The organism is Terrabacter sp. 2YAF2 (genome assembly GCF_052114705.1).
GTDB lineage: Bacteria > Actinomycetota > Actinomycetes > Actinomycetales > Dermatophilaceae > Terrabacter.
Genome location: NZ_JBFRFG010000004.1, coordinates 221703 through 234454, shown reverse-complemented (window position 1 = coordinate 234454; position 12752 = coordinate 221703). Strand labels below are relative to the sequence as shown.

At 71.8% G+C, this 12752-nt stretch carries 15 protein-coding genes and 1 pseudogene; 10 read left to right on the top strand and 6 right to left on the bottom strand.

The window, feature by feature from the left end; translation table 11 throughout:
* Nucleotides 1–32 precede the first annotated feature (32 nt).
* Nucleotides 33–395 (top strand): STAS domain-containing protein, encoded by a 363-nt coding sequence (locus AB4030_RS06465; protein ID WP_442278377.1) that lies wholly within the window; start codon nt 33–35, stop codon nt 393–395.
* Between the two features lie 49 nt (nt 396–444).
* On the opposite strand, the gene AB4030_RS06460 is transcribed toward AB4030_RS06465, so the two are convergent.
* Nucleotides 445–756: a MerR family transcriptional regulator gene (locus tag AB4030_RS06460; protein WP_442278376.1), complete on the bottom strand. Its 312-nt coding sequence runs from the start codon at nt 754–756 to the stop codon at nt 445–447.
* Between the two features lie 149 nt (nt 757–905).
* On the opposite strand from AB4030_RS06460, the gene AB4030_RS06455 reads away from it, so the two are divergent.
* Nucleotides 906–1346, top strand: coding sequence for an Hsp20/alpha crystallin family protein (locus tag AB4030_RS06455; RefSeq protein ID WP_442278375.1), 441 nt, complete (start codon nt 906–908; stop codon nt 1344–1346).
* A gap of 13 nt (nt 1347–1359) precedes the next feature.
* Nucleotides 1360–1653, top strand: coding sequence for a hypothetical protein (locus AB4030_RS06450; protein ID WP_442278374.1), 294 nt, complete (start codon nt 1360–1362; stop codon nt 1651–1653).
* Nucleotides 1654–1868: 215 nt separating this feature from the next.
* Here the strand turns inward: AB4030_RS06450 and AB4030_RS06445 are convergent, their stop codons facing one another.
* A complete protein-coding gene (locus AB4030_RS06445) occupies nt 1869–2366 on the bottom strand; it encodes a hemerythrin domain-containing protein (protein ID WP_442278373.1) in 498 nt (165 codons plus the stop codon).
* A gap of 187 nt (nt 2367–2553) precedes the next feature.
* On the opposite strand from AB4030_RS06445, the gene AB4030_RS06440 reads away from it, so the two are divergent.
* Together AB4030_RS06440 and AB4030_RS06435 are read left to right on the top strand one after the other, a co-directional pair.
* The gene (locus tag AB4030_RS06440; protein WP_442278372.1) at nt 2554–3336 is read left to right on the top strand and encodes a histidine phosphatase family protein; all 783 of its coding nucleotides are present in this window, start codon (nt 2554–2556) and stop codon (nt 3334–3336) included.
* Between the two features lies 1 nt (nt 3337).
* Nucleotides 3338–4240, top strand: coding sequence for an NAD(P)H-hydrate dehydratase (locus AB4030_RS06435; RefSeq protein WP_442278371.1), 903 nt, complete (start codon nt 3338–3340; stop codon nt 4238–4240).
* Nucleotides 4241–4321: 81 nt separating this feature from the next.
* Here the strand turns inward: AB4030_RS06435 and AB4030_RS06430 are convergent.
* Nucleotides 4322–4489, bottom strand: a pseudogene (locus tag AB4030_RS06430) (SDR family NAD(P)-dependent oxidoreductase); the annotation flags it as partial.
* Nucleotides 4490–4692: 203 nt separating this feature from the next.
* Between AB4030_RS06430 and AB4030_RS06425 the strand changes: the two are divergent.
* Together AB4030_RS06425 and AB4030_RS06420 are read left to right on the top strand one after the other, a co-directional pair.
* Nucleotides 4693–6291: a phytoene desaturase family protein gene (locus AB4030_RS06425; RefSeq protein ID WP_442278370.1), complete on the top strand. Its 1599-nt coding sequence runs from the start codon at nt 4693–4695 to the stop codon at nt 6289–6291.
* Complete coding sequence (locus AB4030_RS06420; RefSeq protein WP_442278369.1) at nt 6288–6746, top strand: SRPBCC family protein; 459 nt, start codon at nt 6288–6290, stop codon at nt 6744–6746. The genes AB4030_RS06425 and AB4030_RS06420 overlap by 4 nt, the downstream gene beginning before the upstream one ends.
* A gap of 52 nt (nt 6747–6798) precedes the next feature.
* Here the strand turns inward: AB4030_RS06420 and AB4030_RS06415 are convergent, their stop codons facing one another.
* Genes AB4030_RS06415 through AB4030_RS06405 form a run of 3 tightly spaced genes read right to left on the bottom strand, consistent with a single transcriptional unit; the run spans nt 6799 to nt 9964 of the window.
* Nucleotides 6799–7542 (bottom strand): glycosyltransferase, encoded by a 744-nt coding sequence (locus tag AB4030_RS06415; RefSeq protein WP_442278368.1) that lies wholly within the window; start codon nt 7540–7542, stop codon nt 6799–6801.
* Nucleotides 7539–8915, bottom strand: coding sequence for a PIG-L family deacetylase (locus AB4030_RS06410; protein WP_442278367.1), 1377 nt, complete (start codon nt 8913–8915; stop codon nt 7539–7541). Before AB4030_RS06410 ends, AB4030_RS06415 begins: the two co-directional genes overlap by 4 nt.
* Nucleotides 8912–9964: an acyl-CoA dehydrogenase gene (locus tag AB4030_RS06405; protein WP_442278366.1), complete on the bottom strand. Its 1053-nt coding sequence runs from the start codon at nt 9962–9964 to the stop codon at nt 8912–8914. Before AB4030_RS06405 ends, AB4030_RS06410 begins: the two co-directional genes overlap by 4 nt.
* Nucleotides 9965–10293: 329 nt before the next feature.
* Here AB4030_RS06405 and AB4030_RS06400 point away from each other — a divergent pair, with 329 nt between their 5' ends.
* From AB4030_RS06400 to AB4030_RS06390, 3 genes are read left to right on the top strand one after another with little or no spacing between them, the layout of a single operon-like run.
* Nucleotides 10294–11127 (top strand): ABC transporter substrate-binding protein, encoded by an 834-nt coding sequence (locus tag AB4030_RS06400; RefSeq protein WP_442278365.1) that lies wholly within the window; start codon nt 10294–10296, stop codon nt 11125–11127.
* Nucleotides 11128–11169: 42 nt separating this feature from the next.
* A complete protein-coding gene (locus tag AB4030_RS06395) occupies nt 11170–11958 on the top strand; it encodes an amino acid ABC transporter permease (RefSeq protein WP_442278364.1) in 789 nt (262 codons plus the stop codon).
* A complete protein-coding gene (locus tag AB4030_RS06390; RefSeq protein WP_442278363.1) occupies nt 11955–12734 on the top strand; it encodes an amino acid ABC transporter ATP-binding protein in 780 nt (259 codons plus the stop codon). The genes AB4030_RS06395 and AB4030_RS06390 overlap by 4 nt, the downstream gene beginning before the upstream one ends.
* The last annotated feature ends 18 nt before the right edge of the window (nt 12735–12752 follow it).

The following is a 12752-nucleotide window of genomic DNA, read 5'->3' as shown; positions in this document are numbered from 1 at the left end:
AAGCGTTCTGCCTCGCGAAGGCAGCGTGTCCCATGTTCCCCAGCTGGCCCTACCCGCCGTCCGTTCTGCAGGCGGATGTGCGCACCCAGCTGTGGCTCGATACCGCCGAATCGGACGGTGGCGCGGCACGAGTGCGTCTCTGCGGCGAGCTCGACATCGCGACCGTTGCCGATCTGACGCGATGGGTCGTGCTGCTGCGTCTGGACTCACGAGAACACCTGGTCATCGACCTCTCCGCGGTGACCTTCTGCGACGCCGCGGGACTGAGCGCCCTCACCGCATTGCACCGGACGTTCCGCGGCGAGGGTCGGCGACTCACTCTGCACCACGTGCCGGCAGGGGTCCGACGCGTCATGGCCATCACCGGCGACGACCGGGACCTCGACATCGTCTGACCGACGAGAGCACCGAACGAGCCGCAGCTGGTTCTGCGGGCGAGGTGCGTCAGTCAGCTCCTCCGACCTGGACCCCGCCGTCCTCGATCTCCCTGCGCAGGCGTCGGTTCTCGTCCTGCAGGTCGAGCAGCATCCCGATGCCGGTGAGGTTGACACCGGTGGCCATGAGATCGGCGATACGGCGCAGACGCAACAGGTCGTTGGCGCTGTAGCGCCGAGTGCCGCCGTCCGTGCGGTCCGGTGTGAGCAGTCCTCGTGCCTCGTACAGCCGCAGGCTCTGCGCCTCCATCCCGACGAGCTCCGCGGCCACGGAGATGCCGTAGACCCCGCGGTCGGCGTCCGGAGTGGTTCCGCTCGGCACGAGCACTCACCTCCTCTGCGAACCCGGTCGTGGCCTCTTGCATCGATCATGTCATCGGTGCTAAAAGAAATCTATAGCGCATGCCATAGATCGCACCCAGCGCTCATGGCCACCTTGGAGCATCACCGAGATCGATGGAGGTGAAGACGATGCTGATGCGCACCGACCCCTTCCGTGACCCCTTCCGTGACCTGGACAGGATGGCCCAGCTGGCCCTCGGAACGGCCGGAACCCTCGCCCGCCCGTCGGCCATGCCGATGGATGCCTGGCGTGACGGAGACACCTTCCGTGTCGAGCTCGACCTACCGGGTGTCGACCCGTCCTCGATCGACCTCGACGTCGAACGGAACGTCGTCACCGTCAGAGCCGAGCGCCCGACCCGGGCGAGCGACGCCGACCTCATCGCCGCCGAGCGGCCGAGGGGGGTGTTCAGCCGGCAGCTCGTCCTGGGTGACAGCCTCGACACCGACCGCATCCAGGCCAGCTACGACTCCGGTGTGCTCTCCCTGTCGATCCCGGTGGCGGAGCGGGCCAAGCCCCGAAAGATCGAGATCGCGCACCAGGACGAGCGGCAAGCCATCACGAGCTGAGAGCGGTGCCGCCGTGATCACGCCGCTCGCCCGTGACGGCCACCTCCGCGGTGCGGATGTCGACGAGGAGTTCATGGCGCTCGTGTGCGCCGACGAGGAGCTGCTCGCCGCGGAGTTCGAAGCCGTCATCGCGGCAGGCTGGTCGCCACCGACCGCCGTCCCGCGAGGAGGTGGCACGTGGGGCCCCGCCGAAGCTCTTCCTCACGACTTCGTATGCCGTGGGTGTCGTCCCAGCCTGAGGCCGTCGAGGTTGCCGGGCCGGCAGCGCTCGCCCCCGGTCGGCGCTCGAACGGCGCGAACGACGTGAAGGAGGTGGGTGTCGAAGGGAGCAGGGTCTGTCGAGTCCCCGGGTGCATTCACCCGGGGACTCGTCATGCACGGCTCAGGCTGAGTGGCTGCAGTTCGAGCACGTGCAGTCGTCACAGCTGCACGAGTCGCACGTGCAGCCGTCCGGGCAGTTCGCGCAGTCGCAGGGGCTCTGGGGCTCCGTCTCGATGGGGACGGCTGGGATCTGGCCGCTCATCAGGAGACCACCGCGTCGATCGCCTTCTTCATGGCGCTCGGCTGCTCGGGGCGGCGTGGAGCTCGCTTCCTGGCGTCGAGCAGCTCCTCGCCGAGCTCCTGGAGCTGCTTGCGACCGAGCCCCTCGCGCACCTTGGGGAACCAGTCCTGCTCCTCCTCCTCCATGTGGTGCTCGACGTTCTCCATGAGCACGGTGGTCTTGGCGTCGAAGCGCTCGTCCGTGGCGTCCATGGCGGCGAGCTCCACACACAGCACGTCCGCGACGTGGTGCTCCTCGTATGACTCGAGCACGTCGTCCTCGAGGTCGGGCAGGAGCTCGCGCACCCGCGGGTACATGACCTCGTTCTCGATGTAGGTGTGCACGGTGAGCAGCTCCAGGATCGTGTCGACGATCCCCTGCTTCTGCACCGCGGTCTGTCCGGACTTCCGGAAGGCACGGAACTGCTTGCGGACCTCCTGGTGGTCCTCCTTGAGCAGGACGATGGCGTCCGTGGACATGTGAGCTCCTTCGAGTGGGTGCGGCGAACGGGGGAGGCGGCCGGCGCCGCGCGCCCGCCGCTTCGTGGTTCCTCGTACCCATCGCCGGCGGTCCTCAACGAGCTGCGGCTTGGGGCGGCCCCCGGTGGGTACCCCTTAGCCAGAGGCCGGCGCGACGCCGGCACGGCAGATCAGCAAAGGAGGCCGAGTGTCGCTCGAACGGACCGACCGGTCAGGAGGGGCGGCGGGGATGCAGGTCGAGGAGCTCGTGCTCGTGCGCCACGGTGAGAGCGTCGGCAACGTGGCGGACGCGGATGCGCGCCGGCGGGGCGCCGGGCGGCTCGACCTGGACACCCGCGACCCGGACACGCCCCTGTCGGAGCGCGGGGAGCACCAGGCGAGGGTGCTCGCCCGGCACGTCGCGCGCAGCGAGGCGCGGCCGCCGGACGTCGTCCTCACCTCTCCCTACGCTCGGGCCGCCACCACCGCGCACATCGTCGCCTCGACGGCCCAGCTGGACCCGGTGCTCGACGAACGGCTCCGCGAGCGCGACCTCGGCATCCTTGACGGACTGACCGGTGTCGGCATCCGGGAGACCCTCCCGGAGGAGGCGGAGCGCCGAGCGCGGCTGGGCAAGTTCTACTACCGCCCTCCCGGCGGCGAGAGCTGGACGGACGTCGCGCTGCGCGTGCGTCATGTCGTCCGCGACCTCGGCCAGCTCTACGCGGACCAGCGCGTCTGGGTGTTCACCCACCAGGCCGTGATCATGAGCTTCCGGCTCGTGCTCGAGGGGCTGGACGAGCGCGCCCTGCTCGACCTCGACCGGAACGAGCCGCTCGGCAACTGCTCCCTGACGCGGTACCGCCGAGAGGGCGGCGGATCGCTCGAGCTGGTGACCTTCGCGGACAGCCGGCACCTCGAGACGTCCGAGGTCGAGGAGACGCACGAGCCCCCGACGAGCACAGCTGACGACGAGCGAAGGACGACCTGACATGACACCCGAGAAACCAGTCACCATCGACCACGAGCTGCTGCGGAACAGGCCCCTGCCCTCGACGGACGGCGACAAGTCCGAGCGCGGGACGGTACTGGTCGTCGGGGGAGCCCGCCAGACTCCCGGGGCCGTCCTGCTCGCCGCAGAGACCGCCCTGCGCCTCGGGGCCGGCAAGGTGCAGGTCGCGACGGCACGCGACACGGCGGCGGCGGTCGCCGCGGCCCTTCCCGAGGCCTTCGTCGAGGGGCTCCCGATCCTCGACAACGGCGAGCTGGCCGTGGATGGGGCCGACCGGGTGGTCGAGCTCGCGGCATCGGCGGACGTGGTGCTCCTCGGCCCCGGGCTCAGGGATCCCGAATGCGCCAATCTCCTTCTGTCGCAGATCATCCCGAGGGTGGACGTCCCTCTCGTCATCGATGCCCTAGGGACCGCCTACCTCACTGGTCGTCTCGACGGGGTCCGCCACCTGAACGGTCGGGTGGTGCTCACCCCGAACACGACGGAGCTCGCCGCGACACTCGAGCGGCCTGAGGAGGACGTCGAGCAGGACCTGCTCGGCGCGGCCCGTGAGCTCGCCGACCAGACCGGCGCCGTCGTGCTCAGCGGTACCGGCACCTCCTACGTGGTGGCTCCCGGCGGCGAGGCGTGGTGCTCCGAAGCCGGACCCACGGCCTTGGCCACGGCCGGCTCGGGGGATGTCAAGGCCGGCGCCGTCGCGGGGCTGGTGGGTCGTGGTGCGTCGCCCGAGCAGGCAGCGATGTGGGGACTGTGGCTGCACGGGAAGGCCGGCGAGCGACTCGCGCGAGAGCAGCCGGGCTTCCTCGCCCGACATGTCGTCGAGGCCATCCCGCACGAGCTGGCCCGTGCCGAGGACGGGGGTACGCGCGCAGCGTCGTCGTGACGCTCCGGACGACCACTGCCTTGGCGACGGGCCGCGTCCCGCTGTGGACGCCGGCCCAGCCTGCCAAGCTGCGATCTGGCCGATCACCGAGCCTACGAGGACGACCGAACCGCTGCCCTGGCGGCGCAGGTGGGGGAGCACGTGTCGCAGCACGTTGGCCGAGCCGATCAGGTTCGTCTCGAGGACTGCGTCGAAGAGCGGCGCGGCCCGCTCCTCGAGGCGGCCGTAGGCCACGACCCCTGCACCGTTGACGACCCCGTCGTGCCAGCTCCGTGGCCACGGCGAGGCCCACGCCGCTGGAGGCGCCCGTCACGAGGACGACAGGCGCGCCGAATGTGGGAGGGACAGCCGCGGGTCCATGCTGACGACGTGCCCCCACGGTCCGCATCGCCAACGCGGGATTGACCGCGCGATCCAGCGGGTACGGCACGGTCACCGGACGAGAGGACATCGTGACGCCGACGGATGCCGTGGTCATCGGCAGCGGACCCAACGGGCTCGTGGCCGCCAACCTGCTCGTGGACGCCGGCTGGTCGGTGGTGGTGCTCGAGGAGCAGGAGACCCCCGGGGGCGCCGTGCGGAGCGACAGCTCGGTGGCGCCCGGCTTCGTCCACGACACCTTCAGCTCCTTCTACCCGTTGGCTGCGGGATCGCCGACCATCCGGGGCCTGGAGCTGGAGAAGCACGGGCTGGAGTGGGTCCAGGCGCCCTCCGTGGTCGGCCATTCCTTCCCCGACGGGCGTTGGGGCGTGCTGCACCGGGACCGAGGCGCGACCGCCTCGGGGCTCGACGAGCAGGCCCCCGGTGATGGCGACAGCTGGCTCGCCCTGTGCGAGACGTGGGACCGGGTGGGCGACGATCTCGTCCGGTGCCTGCTCAGTCCCTTCCCTCCCGTCCGTGGCGGTGCCGGCCTGGGATGGCAGGTCATGAGGCCCGGCGGGTGGGAGCTCTTGCGGGAGCTGCTGATGCCCGCGCGCAGCCTCACCGAGCGGCTGTTCGTCGGCGAGGCGGCCCGGATGCTCGTGGCCGGCAACGCGGCACATGCCGACATCGCCCTCGAGGCTCCGGGATCCGCAGCCATGGGTCTTCTCCTCGTCCTCCTCGGTCAGACCGTCGGCTTCCCGGTGCCGCGCGGCGGGGCCGGCGAGTTCTCGGCCGCGATGGTCCGGCGGCTCCAGGCCCGTGGGGGCGAGCTCTGCCTGGGAGAGCGGGCCGAGGGCGTACGCGTCGAGGACGGTCGTGCGGTCGCCGTGCGCACCGCGTCCCGGGAGATCGCCGTGCGGCGCGCCGTCGTGGCCGACGTGTCGGCGCCCGCCCTCTACGGCGGCCTCGTGTCGTGGGACCAGCTGCCCACCCGGCTGCGCCATCGGATGGACCGTTTCGAGTGGGACCCCTCGACCGTCAAGGTGGACTGGGCGCTCGACGGTCCCGTCCCGTGGGAGGGCGCGCCGGGGCAGGCGCCGGGCACGGTGCACATCGCGGACTCACTCGACGGCATGACCCTGTCCGGCAGCCAGGTGAGCGCGGGGCTGGTCCCCGAGAAGCCGTTCCTGCTCGTCGGCCAGATGGGCGTCGCCGACCCCTCTCGGGTGCCGACGGGCCACGAGGCACTGTGGGCCTACACCCATGTGCCCCAGCAGGTTCGGGGCGACGCAGGAGCTGGGCGCAACGGATTGCGGGAGGTGCGTGGCACCTGGGACGAGTCGGATCTCCAAGCGATGGTCGAGCGCATCGAAGAGCGCATCGAGAGCCGCGCCCCGGGATTCCGCGACCGCATCACCGCCCGCCGCGTGCTCGGGCCGCGTGAGCTCGAGGCGCGCGACAGCAACCTCGTCGGCGGCGCGATCAACGGCGGGACCGCCGGACTGCACCAGCAGCTGGTGTTCCGCCCGGTCGCCGGGTCTGGGCGACCCGAGACCCCGGTCAAGGCCCTCTACCTCGCGTCGGCGTCCGCCCATCCGGGCGGTGGCGTGCACGGCGCGTGTGGTGCCAATGCTGCCCGGGCAGCGCTGTGGCACAACAAGATCCAACTCCCATGGAGGCGCAGATGAGCACGACGACCCGCACGATCCACGCCACACCCGAAGCCGTCTTCGACGTGCTCGCCGACGGATGGAGCTACGGCCAGTGGGTGGTCGGGGCCTCCCGCGTCCGCGACGTCACTGACGGCTGGCCGGCTGTGGGCACCCACATCCACCACTCGGTCGGCGCGTGGCCGGTGCTCATCGACGACACGACGACGGTCCGGGCCTGCGAGCGCCCGATCCTGCTCGAGCTGACGGTGCGCGCCTGGCCTTCGGGGGAGGGCATGGTACGGCTCACGTGCCGCGCCGACGGTGCCGACACCGAGGTCACGATGGAGGAGGACGCCACCAAGGGGCCGGCCGCCCTCGTGCCCAAGGCGCTGCGGGACGTCGTCCTCGACCGCCGCAACCGGGAGTCGCTGCGGCGCCTGGCCATCCTCGCCGAGCGCGCCGGGACGGCGGTCCACCGCGCCCCCCGCTGAACCGGTCCTCTGCGCGCCTCCTGGTCGCTCACCGTGTCGGTCCTCGACCTGGTCACCCGGCCAACGAGGCACCCGTCTCCAGCTCGCTGAGGAAGTGGGCGAACCCACCCGGTGCGCGCCCACGCGTACGCCCCGAGGTCCGGACGTTCAGGGCCGACGAGGCAAGGCAGGTGTCTCCGGACAGGCGCGCCTGCTCGACGAGGCCTACGTCCTCGTGCACCGGGACGGCCCGGAACCCGCCGCTCCTCACGTAGGTCGACAGCCGCAGGCCGAGGTTGGCGCCGTGGACGTGGGGGTGCCCGTCACGGAGCTGGTGGAGGGCCTGCCAGCGCGCCAGCACGGCCGGGTCCAGGTCGGCCCTGTCCGGCTCGACCGTCCCGGTGACGAGGTCGACTCCGGCGTCGGCGAGGATCGCCTGCCGCACGAGCCAGTCCCTCGGGACGGCGCAGTCGGCATCGGTGTTGGCCAGCCAGTGCCGTCCACGCTCGGAACCGGGCACCCCCGCCGTCGCCGTCGCGACGCCGTGCGCGCGTGCGGCGCCCACGCAGCGGTAGCCCACCTCGGCCACGCGGACCTCGGGATGCCGTCGGGCGACGTCGCGAGACCCGTCCGTGCAGGCGTCGAGGACGACCGTCACGTGGGTCGTGATCGTCGGGCGCGCGCGACGCAGCTCGTCGACCGCGTCGTGCAGGGTTCGGAGCGTGCGGGGGAGCAGGGCCTCCTCGTTGTTGGCAGGCACGACGACGTGCACGTGGGTCAGGCTCTCCACCGCGGCGCACGACACCGCGGCGCTCACGAGGACCCCGCCTCGTGGACCGTGGTGCGAGAGAACACGTCCAGTCGGAAGTCGGCTTCGACGTGTGTGGCGATGACGGGCAGGTCTGAGTGCTCGCACCAGATCTCGTGCACCCGCCGCCCGTCGAGCGGCCACCCCCGCACGGGATGCCGCCAGTGGCAGAGCACGACCGCGCCGTCGTCCGTCAGGGATGCGTCGACGCGGGCGACCAGGCGTCGCAACCGGTCCGGGCTCAGGAAGTAGCCGACCTCGGAGACGACGACCAGGTCGAAACGGCCGCCGGGCCATTCCTCGGGGACGCTGGCCTGAAGCACGGAGACGTCGCCCACCGCACCGGCGTCACTTGCGCCGGCGTCGAGCGACGCGCGGGCCGCCGAGGTCGCGGCGGCACTCTCGTCGACGACGACCAGTTCGTCGCAACGCCGGGAGAGCTCGGCTGCCAGGGCCCCGACAGAGCCGCCGACCTCGAGGGCGCGCGCGTATCGCCCGTGGGGGAGCGCTGCCAGGGTGACCAGCCGCTTGCGCTGCTCGTACCAGCTCGTGCGCACCCGCCACGGGTCGGCAGAGGTGTCGTGCAGCCGCTCCAGGCTGTCGTCGGCTGCCGGGTCGAGCCGGAGGAAGACCTCGAACGGACGACGGAAGTGCTCCAGCATCCCGTCGTGCAGGACCGCATCGTCCCCCGTCGCGTCGGTCAGCGGCGCCACCTGGGTGCGATGGAGTGCGACGGCGGCGCGCTTGGCATCCCGGATGTCGTCGGGCAAGGGCAGGGCCCGGAACGCCGCCCAGGGCGCGTGCTCGGGCTCGCACCAGTGCCACAGCCAGACGGGGTACTCCCACAGCGTCGCGTCCGTGCGCCGCGCGGCCACGCTCGCGGCGAGACCTGCGGCGTCGTGGTCGGCGTGGCCGTCGTCGCGCCAGGGGGCCGCCACCAGGGTGCGGGCCCCGTCCTCGCCGATGATGTCGACGAGCGCTGTCACGACGGCGTCGACGTGGTCGGCGACCGACCCGTCGGGCAGGCCTACCCGCTCGAGCCTCCCGGTCGGCGCGAGCAGCCCCAGCGCCTGCCTCGACTCCTCGACCCGGTGCCGGGCGAGCTCCTGCTCGCCCATCGTGGGGGAGTCGGGGTGCGACCTCTCTCCGTCCGTCAGCAGGACGACGACCACCTCGAGGCCGGCCCGGCCCGCAACGGCCATCAGGCCGCCGGCAGCGAGGGTCTCGTCGTCGGGGTGGGCCGCCACGAGGACCAGCCGGCTGGCACCGGTCGTGGCCGACGCCGGCACAGGGATGACCTGAGCCCACTCGGGACGCTCACGCCACCGGGCCTCCGGCGTGCCGGTCTCCGCGTGGGTGAACGACCGGCTGCCTGCCGTCACCACGGCAGTCGGGGGCCGGCGTCGAGCAGGTGGCGACCGAGCGCGGCCTCATCGCGCTCGGCGTGCTCCTGCCGGAGATAGAGCTGGAGGTCGGCCACCCGGCCCGCGTGGTCGTCCTCGAGTGCGAGGGGAGCCGGCCCCGTCGCATGACCGACGTGCTCGAGGACCGCCTCGGCGGCGCGGGCCACGACGTCACGGGCGCGCAGCGCGAGAGTGGCACCGTCCGCACCGGTCGCGCGTCCCTCGTCCACCCGAGCTGCCGCCTCGGCGAGCGTCGCCCGGGCGGCCCAGAGTGAGGCGTCGACCGCACCCAGGTGCATCAGGGCGATCTGGTCCGGCTCACGCCCACCCCGCATGAGCCGACGCGCGACCCCGACCGCGCCGCCGTACCAGATCGCCGCGACGCCCATTGCGCCCCAGGCGAACCCGGGTCGTTCGAGATACCAGCGCGCCGGCCCGACGGGAACCGCCTCGGCCCCCTCGAACGTGACCGGTCCGCTCTCCACGGCGCTCAGGCCCCGCGCGAACCAGGCGGCGGGATGGACGGTCACGCCGTTCGCCTCACCCAGCGGGACGGCATACAACCGCCGCGTCGTCTCACTCTCCCAAGCGGTGACGAGGGCGTGCGAGAGCGAGCCCGCGAGCGAGCACCACGGCTTGGTGCCGTGCAGGCGGACGACGCCGTCTCCGTCAGGGTCCGTCGCGGCCAGGCGAACGCCGGGTCCCTCCGCAGCGAAGACTCCCCACGTGGCACTGTCCGTCGTGTCGGGTGTCTCGTGGCCCGCCGATCGCGCCTCGGCCAGGATCGCCAGGGCATCGAGGTGCGGCTCGACGGCGCGGGCTGCGGTCAGGCTCACGGCGGCGACGGTCGCCAACGACTCCCAGAGCGTCAGTGTGGATCCGGCACCTGGCAGCGGGAAGGCCGCCGCGTGTCGCCGCAGGAGCGCAAGCGCCGAGGCCGGATCGGTGCTGGGTTCGACCTCGGCGGTCAGGGCGCCGGTGCTCGGGGCTGCCTCGCGATCACCGGCCAGCGTCACGGGGCCCCTCATGACCCGGGCTTCCCTGGGGCGGTGGACAGGCCGGCAGGAGGAGAGGTCACACGGGGCACATACCCGCGCTGGCCTCAGCTTCCTCCGGACGGCGAAGTGGACGTGGATCGAGCGTGCCGAGTCGCTGTCCGCTGTGACTCCCCCTCGGTGGGTGATCGCGGCCCCGCCACCTCCACCCCGATTATCACTTCGTGTTACGTGTCCTATAACGTTCTGACTGTCAACGCGGAGCGCGCGGCGCGCGGCACCCGTTCGCCCCAAGCCAGCACCGACGCCCGGCGGGCTGGATCCGGCGCGCCCTGACCTGCCCGACCCAGAAGGACGACACCATGCACCTGCTCAAGCGCTCCCTCACGGCCTCCGCCGTCGCCCTCGTCCCCCTCCTGCTCGCCGCGTGCGGCGGTGGGTCGTCCGAGGCCCAGAGCGCAGCCGACAACCCCTACGGCCTCCAGCAGCCCGGGACCCTCAGGGCCGGGACGCTCACCGACGCACCGCCGAACGTCTTCCTCAAGGACGGCAAGTTCACCGGCTTCGACAACGACCTGCTGACCGCCGTCGCCGGCAAGCTCGGCCTCAAGGTCGAGTTCGTGGGAACCGAGTTCAGCTCCCTCCTCGCCCAGGTGAAGACCGGCAAGTTCGACGTCGGCTCGTCGTCGATCAGCATCACCGAGGCGCGCAAGAAGACCGTCGACTTCACGAGCAAGTACGACTTCGGCTTCCTCGGCCTCGACGTGCCGAGGGGCTCGGGGATCACCTCCTTCGCCCAGCTCCACGGCAAGCGCGTCGTCGTGGTCCAGGGCACGGTGCAGGACGACTACGCCACGCGCGAGAACCTCAACCCGGTCCGCGTCCCGGACTACAACGCCGCGTTGAACCAGCTGCGCACGGGCACCGCCGACGCGTGGATCACGCCTGCCGAGATCGGTGAGAAGACAGCGGGCGACTCCGGGGGCAAGGTCCTCGCCGTGGCCAAGCAGCTCGACCCCGGCGGCATCGCGTATGCCGTGGCGCCCGGCAACGACAGGCTGCGGGCCGCGCTCGACAAGGGGATCGACGAGGTCGTCGCCGACGGGACCTGGGCCAAGCTGCAGAAGCAGTACTACCCGACCCGCGAGATCCCCGCCGACTTCAAGCCGGGCAGCGGCTCCACCGCGTCGCAGTGACCCGACCGTCGTAGACCAGACCACCAATGAGAGGAGGGCCGGATGGACATCCTGACCACGTTGCGGGAGACCTTCTTCGACCTCGACGCCATGCGCGCGGCGCTGCCGGAGCTGCTCCGCGTCGGGCTCCCCAACACGCTCGTCCTGGCCCTCACCTCGGCGGTGATCGGCACGGCGCTCGGCATGGTGCTGGCCGTGTGCGGGCTCTCGCACCGGCGCTGGTCGCGTTGGCCCGCAAGGGCGTTCACCGACATCTTCCGCGGTCTGCCGGCCGCCGTCACGATCCTGCTCATCGGCGTCGGGCTGTCCCCGGTCGGCCTGCACATCTGGGGGCCCAACCCCTACCCGCTCGGCATCCTCGCCCTGTCCCTCATCGCGAGCGCCTACATCGGCGAGATCTTCCGGTCGGGCATCCAGAGCGTCGACACCGGGCAGCTCGAGGCCGCGCGGGCCCTGGGCTTCAGTCGTCCCTCCGGCATGCGCCTGGTCGTCATCCCGCAGGGCGTGCGCCGCGTCCTGCCGGCGCTGGTCAACCAGTTCATCGCGCTCATCAAGGAGTCCTCGCTCGTCTACTTCCTGGGGCTGCTCGCCAGCCAGCGCGACCTCTTCCGGATCGGCCAGGATGCCGCTGCCAACACGGGGAACCAGTCCGCGCTCGTCCTCGCGGGGCTCTTCTACCTGCTCGTCACCGTGCCGTTGACGCACGTCGTCAACGCGATCGACCGTCGCCTGCGCGACGGACGGCGTGCCGACGGCGCTACCCGACCCGATGACCCAGACGGAGTCGACCTCGACGATCCCGTCCTCGCCGTGAGCCAGGAGGCCCGATGACCGCCGAGACCACTGCTGACCGTCTGGCCACCGCTGGCGTGGCCCCGGGCCACGGGGTTGCCGTCGCGACACGCGACGTGCACCTCGCCTTCGGCTCCAACCGCGTCCTCCGGGGCGTCGACCTCGATGTCGCCGCCGCGACGACGGCATGCGTCATCGGCCCCTCGGGCTCGGGCAAGTCCACGCTGCTGCGCGTCGTCAACCGACTCCTGGAGCCGGACCGTGGGGACGTGCTGCTCGATGGCCGCAGCGTGCTGCTCGACAACCCCGACGTCCTGCGGCAACGGGTCGGGATGGTCTTCCAGCACTTCAACCTCTTCCCGCACAAGACAGTTCGCGCCAACGTCACGCTCGGCCTGACCAAGCTCAAGGGCTTGCCCAAGGACGAGGCAGCGGAGCTCGCACTCCATCATCTCGACCGCGTCGGGCTGGCCCACAAGGCCGACGTGCGCCCCAGCAGCCTCTCCGGCGGCCAGCAGCAGCGCGTCGCGATCGCGCGCGCCCTGGCGATGGAGCCGGAGGTCATGCTGTTCGACGAGGCCACCTCCGCCCTCGACCCCGAGCTCGTCAAGGGCGTGCTGGCCACCATGGCCGACCTTGCGGCCGAGGGGATGACGATGCTGGTCGTGACCCACGAGATGGGCTTCGCCCGGTCCGTCGCGCAGCAGGTGCTCTTCATGGACCACGGCCGGGTCGTCGAGTCGGGGGAACCGGACCAGGTCTTCGGGGCCCCCGGGACGCCGCGGCTCCAACGCTTCCTCTCGCAGGTGCTCTAGCAAGCGCCACCACCTGGC

What these genes read in the sequence shown, in the direction of transcription:
- AB4030_RS06445 (WP_442278373.1), bottom strand. Translation starts at nt 2,366, where the DNA reads ATGTCCACGGACGCCATCGTCCTGCTCAAGGAGGACCACCAGGAGGTC.
- AB4030_RS06395 (WP_442278364.1), top strand. Translation starts at nt 11,170, where the DNA reads ATGGACATCCTGACCACGTTGCGGGAGACCTTCTTCGACCTCGACGCC.
- AB4030_RS06465 (WP_442278377.1), top strand. Translation starts at nt 33, where the DNA reads ATGTTCCCCAGCTGGCCCTACCCGCCGTCCGTTCTGCAGGCGGATGTG.
- AB4030_RS06400 (WP_442278365.1), top strand. Translation starts at nt 10,294, where the DNA reads ATGCACCTGCTCAAGCGCTCCCTCACGGCCTCCGCCGTCGCCCTCGTC.
- AB4030_RS06390 (WP_442278363.1), top strand. Translation starts at nt 11,955, where the DNA reads ATGACCGCCGAGACCACTGCTGACCGTCTGGCCACCGCTGGCGTGGCC.
- AB4030_RS06420 (WP_442278369.1), top strand. Translation starts at nt 6,288, where the DNA reads ATGAGCACGACGACCCGCACGATCCACGCCACACCCGAAGCCGTCTTC.
- AB4030_RS06455 (WP_442278375.1), top strand. Translation starts at nt 906, where the DNA reads ATGCTGATGCGCACCGACCCCTTCCGTGACCCCTTCCGTGACCTGGAC.
- AB4030_RS06435 (WP_442278371.1), top strand. Translation starts at nt 3,338, where the DNA reads ATGACACCCGAGAAACCAGTCACCATCGACCACGAGCTGCTGCGGAAC.
- AB4030_RS06405 (WP_442278366.1), bottom strand. Translation starts at nt 9,964, where the DNA reads ATGAGGGGCCCCGTGACGCTGGCCGGTGATCGCGAGGCAGCCCCGAGC.